Raw genomic sequence first — 14897 nt, 5'->3', positions numbered from 1 at the left:
GATGATTCCATGAATATTATTAAGCGTGAGCTCCGCGCCGGGCTGAAGCCTTTTATCTTTTGGATTATCGGGCTGTTTGTGCTCGTTTTTATCGGCATCGTCAAATATCAGGGTCTTAGTTCCAGCGGCACGGATATGGCGCAGTTTGTCACCGTTTTCCCCCGTATTGTGCGGGCGGTGATGGGGATTGTCGACGTCAATCTCAATACGCTTACCGGGTATTCCGTCATCCTATCCTACTACGTTCTCATCTTTGTCATCATTTACGCTGTTCATCTCGGCGCGGCGGCCGTTTCCCGCGAATCTGTCGACAAAACGTATGAATTTCTCTTCACGAAACCGTGCTCCCGTACGCGCATTCTGGCTTTGAAGCTTGTATCGGCCGTCATTTTCCTCGCGCTTTTCTGCGTTTTCAACGCGCTGTTTTCTGTGATGGCCGTCGCCACGCTGAAGTCGTCGGAAAGCGTGACGGGGCAGATTATGGCGTTTACCGTCTCGGCCTTTTTCATTGGCCTGCTGTTCATCGCCCTCGCCGCTTTCATGGCGGCTGCTACCAGCCGGGCTGAAAAAGGCTCGCTTTATGGCAATCTGGCCTTTCTGTATGCGTTTGTTCTGGGCGTTATTTACAACATGCTCGAAAACCCCGGCGTTTTAAAGCTTTTCTCCCCTATGTCTTACTTCACGCCGGCCGACCTGATGCAAAGCAGGCTTGACCCCATTTATTCAGGCCTAACGCTTTTTTTGGCCGTCGCGTTGTTCACAAGCGCTTTTATTGCTTTTAAAAAGAAGGATATGTTATAAGCCTTGCTCCCACAGTATGTGACCAAGACCGATTGCGCATGAAAAGGGTGGCCGTAGCCGCCCTTTTTTGCGTCATTTACACGTCCTGCTCCGATAAAAGGCGCTCCACTGTCTCGCGCAGCTTGATCCATTCCAACGTCAGCGCGTCATAAAGCGCCCGGCCGTCATCATTGAGCACATAATATTTGCGCGGGCGCGGCGATGACGTGTCCCACGTGTTCTCGACAAGACCCTGCGCCTCAAGGCGGCGCAGAAGCGGATAGAGTGTATTGGCTTCGATTCGGATGCCCTTTTCCTCCAGGCACTGGTGGAGCGCATAGCCATAGCGCGGCGTTGTCAGCCGACTGAGGACAGCCAGCGTCAGTGAGCCCCGCCGCAATTCGCCAATCAGGCCGCTCAGTAATGACGGATCGGTCACAATCGTCCCTCCTGATGTGTTCTTATTATATAAAACACAGCTCGGGCACAAATTATGCCTCTTTTTTTACATTTACAATAAAATAGTACCGGTACTATTGCTTTGCTTATTTAAAACGATAAATATATTAATCGGACCAGAATGACGAAAGGCGGTGCTTTTATGCCGGAAACAGGCGCTGTGCTCGACGCGATGATCCGCTATTATGCGGGTGACGCCAGACGAATCGGCCACTTTTTAAAAGTTTACGGTTTTGCCAAGGCGATCGGCGAGAAGGAAGGCCTCGACGCGCAGACGCAGCTGATTCTGGAGGTCGCCGCGCTGACACACGATATCGGCATCAAAAACAGCGAATTGAAGTATCAGAGCGCAGCCGGGCCGTATCAGGAGACAGAGGGCCCCCCGGAAGCCCGGAAAATGCTGTCTGCTCTTGGGTATGCCGCGCCGCTGATCGACCGTGTATCCTGGCTGATTGCCCACCACCACACATACGGACAGATTGAGGATTTGGATTTACAGATTCTTATTGAAGCCGATTTTATTGTTAACGCCATTGAAGACGATATGACGCCATCCGCTGTTTCAGCGGTCAAAAATAAAATTTTTCGCACGCCGTCCGGCACAGACTACCTCAATGCCGTGTGCCCTGATTCATAAATAACAAGACTATATTGACTTATGCAGGAGGGAGATGACATGCCGATGCATGGACAGCCAGCAAACGCCAACATAACAGGCACCGAGCCCGCTGACAAAACGCCGCCAAAAGACGCTGCCGTCAGCGTTATTATCAAAAACAGCGCGATGTCTGCCGGTTTTATTTTAACAGCCCCTGCCGGTGGCGGCCGCCTTTTGACGGCGGAGACACTGAAAGCGGCGCTTGCCCGACAGGGCGTGACGACCAATATTGACTGGCAGGCCATTGATTCTCTTGCCGAGAATCCTCGATACGATACGGAAGTCGTTGTGGCAACCGGCACAGAGCCGATTGACGGCGTTGACGGCACGGTGACGTTTGCCGTCAGAACGGAAAACAGGGGCAAGCCAAAAATGCTAGAAAACGGCCGGGTTGACTATTATGACCTCGGCCTGATCGAAAATGTCCGCGCTGGTCAGATTCTTGGCAAAGTCACGCCACCGATTGATGGGACCCCCGGACTGACAGTAACAGGACAGGTCGTCCGCCAAAAGCCCGGCAAACCGGCACCCATCGTCTTGGGGCCGAATACGGAATGGAGTCAAGACGGCAGCCAAATTCTCTCAAAAATTAACGGCCAGTTTGAGTTTGACGGCAAAAAGGTCTCCGTCGGCGAGACGTATACACTCAATCAGGACGTTGACACCTCGACCGGCAACATCAAGGTCGCGGGTAATCTCGTCATTCGCGGCATGGTGACATCCGGCCTGACCATCGAAGCGGGCGGGTTTATCACCGTTGCCGGTATTGTCGAATCGGCGACGGTCAAATCCGGCGGTGATTTAAATTTGCAGGGCGGCGCACTTGGCAGTTCCATTGAGTGCAAAGGAAACATGAAATGCCGCTTCGTTGAAAATTGCAGCGTTTATGCCAGCGGTGATATTCGGGCCGAATACATTCTCAACAGCACCGTTCGCTCCAAGAAAAGCCTGAAAACAGAAGGCGTCATCTCGAAGATCATCGGCGGCACCTGCATTGTGATGCAAAACATCGAGTGCCGGACACTCGGATCATCATCAGGCATCAAAACAAAGCTTCAGATTGGTAATGACCCCGATCTCGTTGAACGTCAGCGCAGCCTTTCCGACATGATACCCGATCTGGAAAAGCAGCTACAAAGCTTAGAGCCGCTTTTAAAACTTCTCCGTCAGCTGGAGGAGGTCGGTCGATTGACGGAAGAGAAACAGCAGATGCTTCAGAAAGCTTCCTATAGCCACAATACGATTTCAGCGACACTTCAAAGCGCCGTCGCCGAGCTCAACGACCTCAATGCCGCACTGTATAACAGAAACTACGGTAAGGTCATCTGCACTGGAACAGCCTATCCGGGCACCGTTGTGACAATCGGCTCTGCCCTCTATGTCGTGTCAAGTAATCTGATGAACACCTCCTTTTATTACAGTGACGGCGAGGTGGCCATCGGCTCGGCGCGCTGACAAATAATATAAGAAGAGAGGGGCTGCCATGCAGCTCCTCTCTTCTTGTGTCTTGACGAATAGGTTACGCCTTCAGAATCTTCTTCAGATCCGCTTCGGGTGTGGAAACCGGCGTGATGTTGAAGTTTTCAACAAGGAAGTTTAAAACGTTCGGTGAGACGAAGGCCGGGAGCGTCGGCCCGAGGTAGATGTTTTTGATGCCGAGTGCCAGAAGCGTTAAGAGGATGCAGACGGCCTTCTGCTCGTACCAGGAGAGCACAAGCGTTAAGGGCAGCTCGTTGACAGAGCAGCCGAACGCCTCGCTGAGCGCAACGGCAACCTTGATAGCGCTGTAGGCATCGTTGCACTGGCCCATGTCCATCAGGCGCGGCAGACCGCCGAGTGTCCCGAGATCGAGGTCGTTGAAGCGGTATTTGCCGCAGGCCAGCGTCAGAACGACGGTATCGGCCGGTGTTTTCTGGACAAATTCGGTGTAGTAGTTACGGCCGGGCTTTGCGCCGTCGCAGCCGCCGACGAGGAAGAAGTGCTTGATCGCACCGGCCTTGACCGCGTCAATGACCGTCCCGGCGACGGACAGCACTGTGCCGTGGCCGAAGCCTGTCATGACGGTTTTGCCGCCGTTGATGCCGGTCATCTCTTTGTCTTCCTGATAACCGCCAAGCGCGAGCGCCTTATTGATGACGGGTGTGAAGTCCTTGTTGTCATCTATGTGGACGAGGCCGGGGTAGTCGACAACAGCTGTTGTGAAAACGCGGTCGCGGTAACTGTCCTTGGGCGGCATGAGGCAGTTTGTCGTAAACAGCACCGGCGCGGGCAGCGCGTCAAACTCTGTCTGCTGATTCTGCCAGGCCGTGCCGAAGTTGCCCTTAAGATGGCTGTAGGCCTTGAGCTTCGGATACGCGTGCGCCGGGAGCATCTCGCCGTGCGTGTAAATATTGATGCCCTTCCCTTGCGTCTGCTCTAACAGCAGCTGAAGGTCGTGCAGGTCGTGGCCGGAGATAACAATAAAGGGGCCTTTTTCAACCGACAGTGGTACAGTCGTCGGCGCGGGTGTGCCGTACGTATCGGTATTGGCGCGGTCAAGGAGCTCCATGCATTTGAGGTTAATATTGCCGACTTCCATTACGACAGGCAACAGGTCGTTCATTGTGGCATCCGTCTTGCTGATGGCTTCAAGGCCTTTAAAGAGCATCTGGTCGACATCGTCGTCCTGATAGCCGAGCGCGAGAGCGTGGTAGGCGTAAGCGGCAACGCCGCGCAGGCCAAGCAGGATGAGCGACTTTAACGACCGGATATCCTCGTCAACGCTCCACAGGCGGAGCGGCTCGCCCGGTGCGCCGCAGTCAAGCTGAAGGTTCGGGTTGGCGGCTTTTTTCTCAGCCGCCGCGCGGCTTGTAAGCGATGCGATGGAGTCGGCGTCGAAGTTAACATTTGTGACGGTTGTGAAAAGCCCTTCCATCATAACGTTGACAGCCTGACGCGTCGGCTTTTTGCCGCTGTAGGCAACAGCCAGTGCGATGAGTTCCCGCGTTAAATCGTCTTGCAGATTGGCGACGTCCTCCGGTTTGCCGCAGACGCCGATTTTACCGGTACAGGCCTTGCCGCCCGCCGTCTGCTCACACTGAAAACAAAACATGCTCATTTTTTTGTTCCTCCTAATAATTTAACTATAATTTTTTATTTTTAATGGGGCGTTGCCCCGGTTTCGTAATTGAACGGGGTCATAAGGGCCGGGCCCCTATACCTTTTTGGGCGGTGGGTGGGATGAGATTTAACCTTCTAAAATCTTCCCATCCGTTGAGATGACAACGACAGACCATGGAATAAACTTCCCGCTGTTTTGAAGCGCCTTTTTGACGGCGTTTTCAATCCCGCCGCAGCACGGCACTTCCATTCGGACAACCGTAACGCTTTTGATATTGTTACGCCTTATAATCTCCGTGAGCTTCTCAGCATAGTCGCCCTCGTCGAGCTTTGGGCAGCCGATCAGCGTCACATGGTTTCGGATAAACTTTTTGTGGAAGTCCCCATAGGCAAAAGCCGTGCAGTCGGCCGCAATGAGCAGATTGGCATTGTCAAAATACGGCGCGTTTATGGGCACGAGCTTGATCTGAACGGGCCATTGCGTCAGTTCGCTCTCGGCAGCAGTGGTTTGAGCCGGCGCTTGCACCGCCCTTGCCAGCGATTTCGCCTGCGAACCCGGGCAGCCGCACGGCAGCGGCGCTTTCTCGGTCTTGTCGCCTTTGGCCGCCATCACGGCCGCGTGGTCGTACGCCGGTGCCTCGCGCTCTTCAAAAGTAATGGCGCCCGTCGGACAGCCGGGCAGACAGTCTCCGAGCCCGTCGCAGTAATCCTCGCGGGTCAGCCGTGCCTTCCCGCCGATCATCTGGATGGCGCCCTCGTGGCAGGCCTGCGCGCAGATGCCGCAGCCGTTGCATTTTTCTTCGTCGATCTTTATGATTTTACGGATCATCACCGTGCACCTCCTTGATTTCTTGTGCCTATCGTACTACAATAGGCTCACCGTGTATGTTGCATTTACAACATATTAAAATATTCGGAGGAATTTTTATGACGCCGTATCTCTCCACATTAAAAAAATGCCCGCTCTTTGCGGGCATTGACGACGCCGATATTGACAATATTCTGCCGTGCCTGTCAGCAAGCGTCCGCCAGTACGAGAAAAACACATTTGTTTTTTCAGCGGACGACAGCGTCTTCACAGTCGGAATCATTTTGAGCGGCAGCATTCATATCATTAAGGAAGACTTTTGGGGCCGGAAGGATATCCTATCTCAGGCGGAAGCGGGAGACCTGTTTGCCGAGTCGTTTTCCTGCGCTCAGTCGGAGCGCATCGCCGTCAGCGTCCTTGCTGCCGACCGGTGCGAGATTATGCTCATAAATTGCCGCAAAATCATTAAAACATGCTCGTCGGCCTGTCTCTTCCACTCACAGCTGATTGCCAACCTCTTGCAGATCATTGCCAACAAAAATATCCTGCTTATGCAGAAGATTGAGCAAATGTCCAAGCGCACAACACGCGAAAAACTTTTGGCGTATCTCTCCGCCGAGGCTGAAAAGGTCGGCAGGAGCGCCTTTGACATTCCATTCAACCGGCAGGAGCTGGCCGATTATCTCGCCATCGACCGCAGCGCCATGTCGTCCGAGCTTGGCCGGATGCGCGACGAGGGACTTCTGACGTTTGAGCGGAATCATTTCGAGCTGATATTATAAAATTGTAAAAACTTCGACAAATATCTTGTATTTTCCATGCTATATATATACAATATAGGATGTTAATAGGAAACACGCTATCTTCTGGAATCTGGGGAGGGTTCTATATGAAAAAGCGCGTTGCAACGATCATCCTGTCATTACTGCTCATCGTAACCATTTTGCCGGTTACGGTGCTCGCGGGAACGCTCTCAAATTTTACGAAAGTCAATACATATAGCAGCGGGCAATTTACCGACGTATCAAATCAGTGGTTTGCCCCGTACGTCCAGACGGCTTATGAATACGGCCTGGTCAACGGGTCCTCCCCCACAACGTTTTCGCCCGGCAACAACCTGACGATCGCCGAGGCGATCAAGCTCGCCGCCTGCCTGCACAGCATCTACAATACCGGCTCGGCGAATTTTCCGTCCGGCTCGCCTTGGTATCAGCCGTACGTTGATTATGCGCTGTCAAACGACATCATCCCGGTATCATATCCAAATTACAAAGCCAACGCCACACGTGCCGACTTTGCCGTCATCCTGGCGGCCGCGCTCCCCGACGAGGCACTGATGGCCAAAAACCAGATCGACGACAATGCCATCCCCGATGTCTCCGTCACGTATTCATATGGCCCCGCCGTCTATAAGCTCTACCGTGCCGGCGTCCTAGCCGGCAGCGACAGCGCCGGGACGTTTTACCCCGGCAGCTTCATCACGCGCGATGCCGTCGCAGCCATCGTCACGCGTATGGCCAGCACCGATTTCCGCCAGTCTTTGACGCTGACGGAAAACGAGCTGACGGCGACGGAAATTTCCAAACTATGTTGCCCTGCGGTATTTTATATCGAAGTTTATGATTCAACAGGTAAAGTATCAGGGTGCGCCAGCGGCTTTTTTATCAGCAGTTCCGGCCTTGCCGTGACAAATTTTCACGTCATCAGCAGAGCCTCCTCCGCGAAAATCGTCACGAAAGATGGCGGTATTTACAACGTCTCCGGCGTATATGATTATAGTGAAACCAATGATCTGGCGTTATTGCAGATCAGCGGGTCCGGTTTTCCATACCTGAATTTGGGCAATTCCGATACTGCTGCCACAGGGTCGACGATTTATGCCATCGGCTACCCGCTTGGCGTGGATCAGACGTTTTCTAAGGGGACGATCACAAACGCCGCACACCTCATTGACGGCGTCAGTTATATTATGATTGACGCGTCCATCTCACACGGCAGCAGCGGCGGCGCGCTGATCAACACCGCCGGTGAGGTCATCGGCGTCACAAGCGGTGGGTATGAAGACGGGCAAAATCTGAACCTGGCCGTACCGATCAATTTGGTTAATAACATGAAGCAAACGTCGACCGTGCCGTTATCGACGGTCGCCTCGTCAACGTCAGCGCTGAAAGTAACGGCTTCGCCCGCTGCCGTTACAATTAATAAGGGCTCCAAAACAACCGTGACGCTGACCGCCAGCTCCGGGAATTTTGACTCTATCGCCTATCAAATAGGAAATTACTCTATCGTAGCATGTGCCTGGGGGGATTGGTCTGGTAATTCGATTCCGCTTACATTTACCGGTCTTGCACCGGGAAGCACAGCGGTTATAATCGGCCTGCTGGATGAAAATGATAACGCGCTGGCAACAACGTCAATAAATGTTACTGTTGTCGGCAGCGGAACTTCCACCGCTTATTATTCGGGGTACTATCCTGCGCCGGACTATGGGGCTTACGTCAATTGCGCGCCATATTATCAAAATTATGACCCCAGCACCGATTCGGAATTTTTCGCCTATCGAATTTCCGATTTAACGGTAGACAGTCATTATGCCATTGACGGCTATTTTGATTTATTAAGTGACAATGGTTTTCACTATTTCTCTTCCTTCTACGATGACTACGGAGATTTAGTATACGTCTTCAGGAATTCATCCTATGGTTTGGATGTGTATTATTCCATCGGCGAATTTTATAGCTCTAATTGCGTCCTCATATTTGTTGTCCCTATTTAGTAGCGAGAGCGAGGCGTTCATGCCTCGCTCTTGCTTTAGATATACATCATCCCCGGCAGGTTGACCTCGTGAACGCCGAGGCCGGGCATTTTACGGTTTTCCATCAGGCAGGCCGCATAAATGGCGCCCTTGCCGAAGCGCTCGCGGATATTGTACATCGCCGCCTCTACCCGCTCTCGCTTTTCCCGGCGGACGGGGTCGTCGTACAAAAGCAGCTGCACCGGCTGAGACCTCGGGATAAGGTTGATGGCGCGTATCGTGACCGCCCGGACGGGCAGGTGCCAGTCGTAATTTTTTTCAAACAGCCACCGCCCCTTTTGCGCCAGCTCCAGCGGGCTCTGCGTCGGCACGTCCAGCGGCGCCTGATACTGCCGCCACGCCAGATTATTGTCCTTCACGGTAATCTGGACGCCGCGGGCGAGAAAATCGTTTGTGCGCAGCTTGCGTCCGACGTCCTGCACAAGCTGCAGCATCACGAGAAAGACTTCCTCCCCACTCAAAAGGTCTTCCGTGCAGGTGATCCCGTGCCCGATAGATTTAATGGGTACCTCGAAGTCTTCGTGCATCACGCGGGACGTGTCACTTCCTGTGGCATACGTCCAGAGCGCCACACCGTTAACGCCAAGCAGGCGCTTTAAAAAGTCCGGCGAGGCACCGGCGATGTCCCCAATCGTGCGGATACCGTAGGCGGCGAGCTTTTTTGTCGTCGCCCGGCCGACATAGATGAGTTCCGAGGCCGGGAGCGGCCAAACTTTTTCCTTGAAATCCTCTTGGCCGATCACTGTAACGGCGTCCGGCTTCTTCATGTCGCTACCGAGCTTGGCGAAGATTTTATTAAACGACACGCCGATGCTCACCGTCATCCCCAGTTCCGTCGAGACGGTCCGGCGGATCGTTTCGGCTGTTTCCGCGCCGGAGGAAGCCCGGCAGCCCGTCAGGTCGAGCCAGCACTCGTCCATGCCGAACGGCTCGACTTTATCGGTAAAGCGGGCATAAATATCCCGCGTCAGCTTAGAGTATTTCAGATACTGCTCAAAATTCGGGCGCAGGACGATGAGCTCCGGGCACAGGCGCTTGGCCTCCCAGTTGACCATGCCGGTTTTGATACCGGCTTTTTTTGCTTTTTCCGACTTGGCCAGCACGATCCCGTGGCGATCCTCCGTCGACCCGCAGACAGCGACGGCCTTGCCGCGCAGGCTGGGGTCGAGCATGATCTCCACCGAGGCGTAAAAGCTGTTTAAATCGCTGTGAAGAATGACGCGCGGCGCGTTCACCCAAGGGCACCTCCCAAAATAATTTATTCTTGACAGATGAAGTTTTCACGACTATAATGAGATTAAACTTCGTAAACTTCGCTTATAATATACGTTGCAGGCGACGTTTTGTCAAGAGAAAAAGCCATGTTTGGGAAGCCTGTCGGGCGGATATGGAATCTGCCCCTACACAGGGACGACTGCAAGAGGAGCATGATACGGATGAAAACCTTTTCCGACAAGGTGCGCGAGGCGCGGCAGCTTTTAAATTTAACACAGGAAGAGCTGGGTGCGCTCATCGGCGTTTCCAAGCGCGCTGTCCTTGCCTATGAGACCGAGGGCGTCCGCCCGCGGCAGAGCGTCAAAACGAAACTTGCCGACGCGCTGCGCGTCTCGGTTGACTATCTCGACCGGGACGAGATCGACGACCCGGCGTACGGATTAGAAAAATCCGATTATGTTGAGGAGACGCGCGCGCGCTATGGGCGGCGCGCTGCCCGCGAGATGGATTTTCTTTTAGAGCGCAACGCCGCGCTGTTTGCCGGCGGTGCGCTGGAGCAGGAGGCCAAGGACGCGTTTTTCGAAGCCGTCACCAAGGCATATTGGGCCGCCAAGGAATCTTCACGCAAAACGTACGGGAAAAAATAAAATGGTATACGCCGTTGACTTTGACGGGACGCTGTGCGTCAACGCCTTTCCGGATATCGGCGCGGCGCGTCATCACATCATCGATTTTGTGAAAAATCGGCGGGCCGGGGGCGACCAGATCATCCTCTGGACGTGCCGGAGCGGCCCGGCGCTTGACGCGGCCGTCACTTGGTGCCGCGCGCATGGGCTGGAGTTTGACGCCGTCAACGATAATCTCGCCGAAAATATCGCCTGCTACAACAACAACAGCCGCAAGGTCTGTGCCGATTTTTACATTGACGACCGGAATTTTCCGTTTGACATCGCTGGCGATTTGCTGCGCCAGACGGGCTGAGGCATTATCACCGCTCTGAAGGGCAGACACAAGGTCTGCCCCTACGACGGCAATCCGCGGGCGATTCGGCGGGCGGGCCGCCCCGACGGTGGATGATTCGGCGGGCGATTAATAATCGCCCCTACGGAGGACAACGGAGATCGGGCGGATATGGAATCCGCCCCTACGGTGGACGACGGAAATCGGGCGGGTGTGGAAACCCGCCCCGACGGAGGACGGCATTGATGCCAGGCCGACATGAGGGACTTGGGGCGAAGCCCCATGAGCGCGAGCGTGCCGCGCCGGGTGGCGCGTCAAATCGAGCGACAGCGAGATTTATGCCGGGGCGGGATTCATTCCCGCCCGGCAGATAAAATAAACCGGGGGTCCCCGCACGGCCTGCCGAGCGGGGTGTGGCGGGCGGATTGAGATTCAATTTTGGAGGTGAGCGGATGACCATTGCGCAGATAGCAGAAGCCGTTAAAACGATCCGGCAGAAATATGGCGAAACAGACCTGTATGACCTCTGCCGGGCTATGGGCATCCTGCTTTTGAACGAGCCGATGGGCGCGCTGCCCGGCGCCTGCAAGGGCTTTTATCTCACCCAGTCACGCGCGCAGGTCATAACGATCAACAGTGACCTGCCGGAAGAGCTCCGGCGCGTCGTCCTCGCACACGAGCTCGGCCACAGCGCCCTGCACCGGCACCGCGCCGGTGTCAAGGCGTTTCACGACTTTGCGCTGTTTGACGAGACGTCCGCCTGCGAATACGAGGCCAACATCTTTGCCGCCGAGCTGTTAATGGCCGACGGCGACGTGCTCGGCCTGTTAAACGACGATATCTCCTTTTTTGGCGCGGCTGCCGCGCTCGGCGTCCCGCCGGAGCTGTTGGATTTCAAATTCCGCGTTTTAAAGCGCCGGGGCTATAAGGTCATCGACCCGCCGATTCAGGCGCGCGGGAACTTTCTGAAAGACATCCATTAGAGTTGGCGGCGCGATTTATGAACGACAAAAAGGTTTACGTCCGTGTGACAGCCGCTTTTTCGGAGAACGGCTTGCTGATGCCCCTCTCCCTCATCTGGGAGGATGGGCGGGAATATCCGATTGACCGCGTCTTAGACATCCGCCCCGCGGCAGCCCTGAAGGCGGGCGGTCAGGGCGACCGGTATACGATCCGCACAAGCGGCCGGGAGAGCTTTCTGTTTTTTGAGCGCAGCCCGAAGATCAGTGACCCGACACTTGGGCGCTGGTTTGTGGAACGGCGCGGGTAATGTCGGCGGGCGATTCATAATCGCCCCTACGGCTAAATGAGATTGGAGGGAACCACCATGCGCGTCAAATCTGCTGTCGGCACCTTATTTAAAGCGATCATCGTTGTTGCCATTGTGATGATGGTCTCGGCCGCAGTTCTAACGACAGCTTTGACCTGGCATGATACGCTCGACCTGCTAATCAACGATGCGGCCGTTTTGGCCATGGCGGGGCTGTTGATTTGGCTGTTGTTCGGGACTTATTACGAGCTGCGCCCGGAATATCTCTACTGCCGGAGCGGCCCGTTCTTTGAAAAAATCCGGTATGACAAGATCAAATACCTCGGTTTGACTGAAAATTTTCTCTCATCGATGGCGCTGTCGCCAGAGCGGATTGAAATTCGCCAGCATGGCAAGGGGTATATTATGGGCACGACGATGATTTCGCCGGAAAACCGCGAGGATTTTTTAGAGAAGCTGAAGGCGCGGTGCAAAAACCTTGACCCCAACGAGAAATAAATCGCCGAAAGGGTGACTTCGATGTGTGGGCGCTACTATATTCCGCCGGAAGACGACGATGCCGGTTTTCAGGCGCTTTTGGAACACCTGAGCAGCGCTTATCATGCGTCACCGCTGGCAGCCCAGATGAAGCGCGGCGAAATTTTGCCAACGGATATCGCACCCGTTCTGACGGATGGCGACGCGGCCTTGATGACATGGGGCTTTCCGCGCTTTGACGGCAAGGGTGTGCTGATTAACGCCCGCTTGGAGACGGCAGCCGAGAAACCGATGTTCAAAAAAGCCTACGGCGCACAGCGCTGCCTTGTTCCTGCCGCTCATTATTTCGAATGGCAGAAGGACGGCGTGAAAAAGCAGAAATTTGCCCTCGGCACTGGCGATATGATCTACATGGCGGGGCTGTACCGTTTTGAGCAGGGCCAACTGCTGCCGTCCTTCGTCATCCTCACCCGCCCCGCCGCACCCGATATTTCTTTTATTCACGACCGCATGCCCATTATCCTTCCAGAGCCTTTTCGAAAGCACTGGCTCTCTGAACCGATGGACGCAGCGGCACTCCTGGAAGCCTCCGAGGAGAATATCTCCTACAAGGCTGTTGTATAAGCCAAAAGACGCCCGGCCAAAACCGAGCGTCTCTCTTTTTTCTCTCTTGCGTTATCACCCGAACCGACGCTTTGACGTCATCTGTCCCACTTGCTGGCGAGAGCTGTAATCTGATCGGCAAACGCCGCAAGGTCCTTGTTTGAACCGCCATAATTTCGGGTGATGACGTCTAATAACCGTGTGCCAGCGGTGAGCAGGCGTGCGTACACCGGCGAATCTTGCCTTCCCTGTGGCTTATTTTTTTGGCCGCCTGTTGCCTGCTCTTTCTCTTTTTCAGCACAGCGCGTCATCTCTCTGCCCTCGGAAGTAAGCGCCCCGCTTATAATATCATAGGAAGCCGTAAATTTCGGTGCGTAGGCGTCGTAGCCGTCGGACCGGAGCTTTTCCGTAAAGATGTCACAAACCTCCTCCTCGCCATGGACGACAAACACCTTTTCCGGTTTTGGGTCAAACGCGCCGACCCATTTTAAAAGCCCGTTTCTGTCAGCGTGGGCACTCATGCCGCGGAAGCTGTAAATCTGGCATTTGACGGCGACCTCCTCGCCGAAAAGGTTAACTTTGTCGACTGTCCGGTCGACAAGGAGCCGACCGAGCGTCCCCTTTGCCTGAAAGCCGACGAAGACGACGGCGCACTCCGGCCGCCAGAGATTATGCTTGAGATGATGGCGGATCCTGCCGGCGTCACACATGCCGCTGGCGGAAATAATCACCTTTGGCGTCGTGTCAAAATTGATGGCCTTGGAATCCTCCGCGGTCTCTGAGATGCGGAGATTGTCAAACGACAGAAACTTTTTGCCGGCGCGGATAACTTCGATGGTCGACTTATCGAGGTACCCGTCAAGCTCGCCTTCATAAATGCGTGTTGCCGCGTTGGCCAACGGACTGTCGACATACACCGGGAAATTGGGCACACTTTTAACAAGCCCACGCTCTTTGATTTCACGGATGAAGTATAAAAGCTCCTGCGTTCTGCCGATGGCAAACGATGGGATGACGACGTTGCCGCCCTCGCCGAGCACCTCGTCAATCAGCCTGCCGAGATCCTCCGTATAGTCGGCGGCAACCTCATGATTGCGGTCGCCATACGTCGACTCCATGAGGGCAATATCAGCCTCTTTAACATACTGCGGGTCACGGATGATGGGCTGGCCGATATTGCCGATATCGCCTGAAAAGACAAGTTTTTTAGTGACGGCGTTTTCCGTCAGCCACATCTCCACAAACGCTGAACCCAAGAGATGCCCGGCATCGGCAAAGCGGATTTTGATGCCCTTGTCGATTTCAATTTCCTGCCCATAGACACATGGGACGAAGTATTGAAAAACGGCCTCGGCGTCTTCAACCGTATACATCGGCTCGGTCTTTTCGTCACCGGTGCGCCTGCTTTTCCGCGACTTCCACTCGGCTTCCATCTCCTGAATGTGCGCGCTGTCGCGCAGCATGATCTTCAGTAGGTTGATCGTCGCCCCTGTCGCGTAGATTTTGTTGCGGAAACCCTGCTTGACGAGCAGCGGAAGCCGGCCCGAATGATCGATGTGCGCGTGCGTCATGACGACATAGTCAATTTTTCCGGGATCAAACGGAAAATCCTGACAGTAATTGTTGTCGCTACCCTGAAGCATGCCGCAGTCCACAAGCATGCGGACCCCACCCGCCTCAACGCCGTGGCAACTACCCGTGACTTCTCTGTCAGCGCCGTAAAAAAACAGTTTCATGCTCATACCTCACCTGT

General features: G+C 54.5%; 16 protein-coding genes. 11 read left to right on the top strand and 5 right to left on the bottom strand.

Annotated features, from left to right (window positions below):
- Nucleotides 1-9: 9 nt before the first annotated feature.
- Nucleotides 10-801, top strand: coding sequence for an ABC transporter permease subunit (locus IZU99_04830; GenBank protein UOO38575.1), 792 nt, complete (start codon nucleotides 10-12; stop codon nucleotides 799-801).
- 76 nt (nucleotides 802-877) lie between these two features.
- Here IZU99_04830 and IZU99_04825 read toward each other — a convergent pair whose 3' ends face one another.
- Nucleotides 878-1219 carry a helix-turn-helix transcriptional regulator gene (locus IZU99_04825; GenBank protein ID UOO38574.1) on the bottom strand — a complete coding sequence of 114 codons (342 nt, stop codon included), beginning with the start codon at nucleotides 1217-1219 and terminating at the stop codon, nucleotides 878-880.
- A 162-nt stretch (nucleotides 1220-1381) separates the two neighbouring features.
- Here IZU99_04825 and IZU99_04820 point away from each other — a divergent pair, with 162 nt between their 5' ends.
- Nucleotides 1382-1876, top strand: coding sequence for an HD domain-containing protein (locus IZU99_04820; protein UOO38573.1), 495 nt, complete (start codon nucleotides 1382-1384; stop codon nucleotides 1874-1876).
- 39 nt (nucleotides 1877-1915) lie between these two features.
- A complete protein-coding gene (locus IZU99_04815; GenBank protein ID UOO38572.1) occupies nucleotides 1916-3352 on the top strand; it encodes a DUF342 domain-containing protein in 1437 nt (478 codons plus the stop codon).
- Between the two features lie 64 nt (nucleotides 3353-3416).
- Here IZU99_04815 and hcp read toward each other — a convergent pair whose 3' ends face one another.
- Together hcp and IZU99_04805 are read right to left on the bottom strand one after the other, a co-directional pair.
- Nucleotides 3417-4994 carry a hydroxylamine reductase gene (hcp, locus tag IZU99_04810; protein ID UOO38571.1) on the bottom strand — a complete coding sequence of 526 codons (1578 nt, stop codon included), beginning with the start codon at nucleotides 4992-4994 and terminating at the stop codon, nucleotides 3417-3419.
- Nucleotides 4995-5123: 129 nt separating this feature from the next.
- Entirely contained in the window at nucleotides 5124-5825 is a 702-nt protein-coding gene (locus tag IZU99_04805) for a 4Fe-4S binding protein (protein ID UOO38570.1), read from the bottom strand.
- 98 nt (nucleotides 5826-5923) lie between these two features.
- Here IZU99_04805 and IZU99_04800 point away from each other — a divergent pair, with 98 nt between their 5' ends.
- A complete protein-coding gene (locus IZU99_04800; protein UOO38569.1) occupies nucleotides 5924-6586 on the top strand; it encodes a Crp/Fnr family transcriptional regulator in 663 nt (220 codons plus the stop codon).
- A gap of 107 nt (nucleotides 6587-6693) precedes the next feature.
- The gene (locus tag IZU99_04795) at nucleotides 6694-8580 is read left to right on the top strand and encodes a trypsin-like peptidase domain-containing protein (GenBank protein ID UOO38568.1); all 1887 of its coding nucleotides are present in this window, start codon (nucleotides 6694-6696) and stop codon (nucleotides 8578-8580) included.
- Nucleotides 8581-8615: 35 nt separating this feature from the next.
- Here IZU99_04795 and IZU99_04790 read toward each other — a convergent pair whose 3' ends face one another.
- Nucleotides 8616-9791, bottom strand: a complete 1176-nt coding sequence (locus IZU99_04790; protein UOO38748.1) for a DNA polymerase IV — start codon at nucleotides 9789-9791, stop codon at nucleotides 8616-8618.
- Nucleotides 9792-10055: 264 nt separating this feature from the next.
- Here IZU99_04790 and IZU99_04785 point away from each other — a divergent pair, with 264 nt between their 5' ends.
- The 6 genes from IZU99_04785 to IZU99_04760 all read left to right on the top strand — a co-directional run bounded on the left by IZU99_04785 (nucleotide 10056) and on the right by IZU99_04760 (nucleotide 13165).
- Complete coding sequence (locus IZU99_04785) at nucleotides 10056-10481, top strand: helix-turn-helix transcriptional regulator (GenBank protein ID UOO38567.1); 426 nt, start codon at nucleotides 10056-10058, stop codon at nucleotides 10479-10481.
- A 1-nt stretch (nucleotide 10482) separates the two neighbouring features.
- Nucleotides 10483-10815, top strand: a complete 333-nt coding sequence (locus tag IZU99_04780; protein ID UOO38566.1) for a hypothetical protein — start codon at nucleotides 10483-10485, stop codon at nucleotides 10813-10815.
- 431 nt (nucleotides 10816-11246) lie between these two features.
- Nucleotides 11247-11777 (top strand): ImmA/IrrE family metallo-endopeptidase, encoded by a 531-nt coding sequence (locus tag IZU99_04775; GenBank protein ID UOO38565.1) that lies wholly within the window; start codon nucleotides 11247-11249, stop codon nucleotides 11775-11777.
- Between the two features lie 17 nt (nucleotides 11778-11794).
- On the top strand, nucleotides 11795-12064 hold the full coding sequence (locus tag IZU99_04770; protein ID UOO38564.1) for a hypothetical protein: 270 nt from the start codon (nucleotides 11795-11797) through the stop codon (nucleotides 12062-12064).
- A 57-nt stretch (nucleotides 12065-12121) separates the two neighbouring features.
- Nucleotides 12122-12562 (top strand): PH domain-containing protein, encoded by a 441-nt coding sequence (locus tag IZU99_04765; protein UOO38563.1) that lies wholly within the window; start codon nucleotides 12122-12124, stop codon nucleotides 12560-12562.
- A 21-nt stretch (nucleotides 12563-12583) separates the two neighbouring features.
- The gene (locus tag IZU99_04760) at nucleotides 12584-13165 is read left to right on the top strand and encodes an SOS response-associated peptidase (GenBank protein ID UOO38562.1); all 582 of its coding nucleotides are present in this window, start codon (nucleotides 12584-12586) and stop codon (nucleotides 13163-13165) included.
- 77 nt (nucleotides 13166-13242) lie between these two features.
- Here the strand turns inward: IZU99_04760 and IZU99_04755 are convergent, their stop codons facing one another.
- Nucleotides 13243-14880 carry an MBL fold metallo-hydrolase gene (locus IZU99_04755; GenBank protein UOO38561.1) on the bottom strand — a complete coding sequence of 546 codons (1638 nt, stop codon included), beginning with the start codon at nucleotides 14878-14880 and terminating at the stop codon, nucleotides 13243-13245.
- Nucleotides 14881-14897: the final 17 nt, after the last annotated feature.

The organism is Oscillospiraceae bacterium CM, from assembly GCA_022870705.1.
Lineage (GTDB): Bacteria > Bacillota > Clostridia > Oscillospirales > Oscillospiraceae > Sporobacter.
This window is presented reverse-complemented; position numbering and strand designations above follow the sequence as displayed.

What these genes read in the sequence shown, in the direction of transcription:
- IZU99_04830 (UOO38575.1), top strand. Translation starts at nt 10, where the DNA reads ATGAATATTATTAAGCGTGAGCTCCGCGCCGGGCTGAAGCCTTTTATC.
- IZU99_04820 (UOO38573.1), top strand. Translation starts at nt 1,382, where the DNA reads ATGCCGGAAACAGGCGCTGTGCTCGACGCGATGATCCGCTATTATGCG.
- IZU99_04815 (UOO38572.1), top strand. Translation starts at nt 1,916, where the DNA reads ATGCCGATGCATGGACAGCCAGCAAACGCCAACATAACAGGCACCGAG.
- hcp (UOO38571.1), bottom strand. Translation starts at nt 4,994, where the DNA reads ATGAGCATGTTTTGTTTTCAGTGTGAGCAGACGGCGGGCGGCAAGGCC.
- IZU99_04805 (UOO38570.1), bottom strand. Translation starts at nt 5,825, where the DNA reads ATGATCCGTAAAATCATAAAGATCGACGAAGAAAAATGCAACGGCTGC.
- IZU99_04800 (UOO38569.1), top strand. Translation starts at nt 5,924, where the DNA reads ATGACGCCGTATCTCTCCACATTAAAAAAATGCCCGCTCTTTGCGGGC.
- IZU99_04795 (UOO38568.1), top strand. Translation starts at nt 6,694, where the DNA reads ATGAAAAAGCGCGTTGCAACGATCATCCTGTCATTACTGCTCATCGTA.
- IZU99_04790 (UOO38748.1), bottom strand. Translation starts at nt 9,791, where the DNA reads ATGCTCGACCCCAGCCTGCGCGGCAAGGCCGTCGCTGTCTGCGGGTCG.
- IZU99_04785 (UOO38567.1), top strand. Translation starts at nt 10,056, where the DNA reads ATGAAAACCTTTTCCGACAAGGTGCGCGAGGCGCGGCAGCTTTTAAAT.
- IZU99_04780 (UOO38566.1), top strand. Translation starts at nt 10,483, where the DNA reads ATGGTATACGCCGTTGACTTTGACGGGACGCTGTGCGTCAACGCCTTT.
- IZU99_04775 (UOO38565.1), top strand. Translation starts at nt 11,247, where the DNA reads ATGACCATTGCGCAGATAGCAGAAGCCGTTAAAACGATCCGGCAGAAA.
- IZU99_04770 (UOO38564.1), top strand. Translation starts at nt 11,795, where the DNA reads ATGAACGACAAAAAGGTTTACGTCCGTGTGACAGCCGCTTTTTCGGAG.
- IZU99_04765 (UOO38563.1), top strand. Translation starts at nt 12,122, where the DNA reads ATGCGCGTCAAATCTGCTGTCGGCACCTTATTTAAAGCGATCATCGTT.
- IZU99_04760 (UOO38562.1), top strand. Translation starts at nt 12,584, where the DNA reads ATGTGTGGGCGCTACTATATTCCGCCGGAAGACGACGATGCCGGTTTT.
- IZU99_04755 (UOO38561.1), bottom strand. Translation starts at nt 14,880, where the DNA reads ATGAAACTGTTTTTTTACGGCGCTGACAGAGAAGTCACGGGTAGTTGC.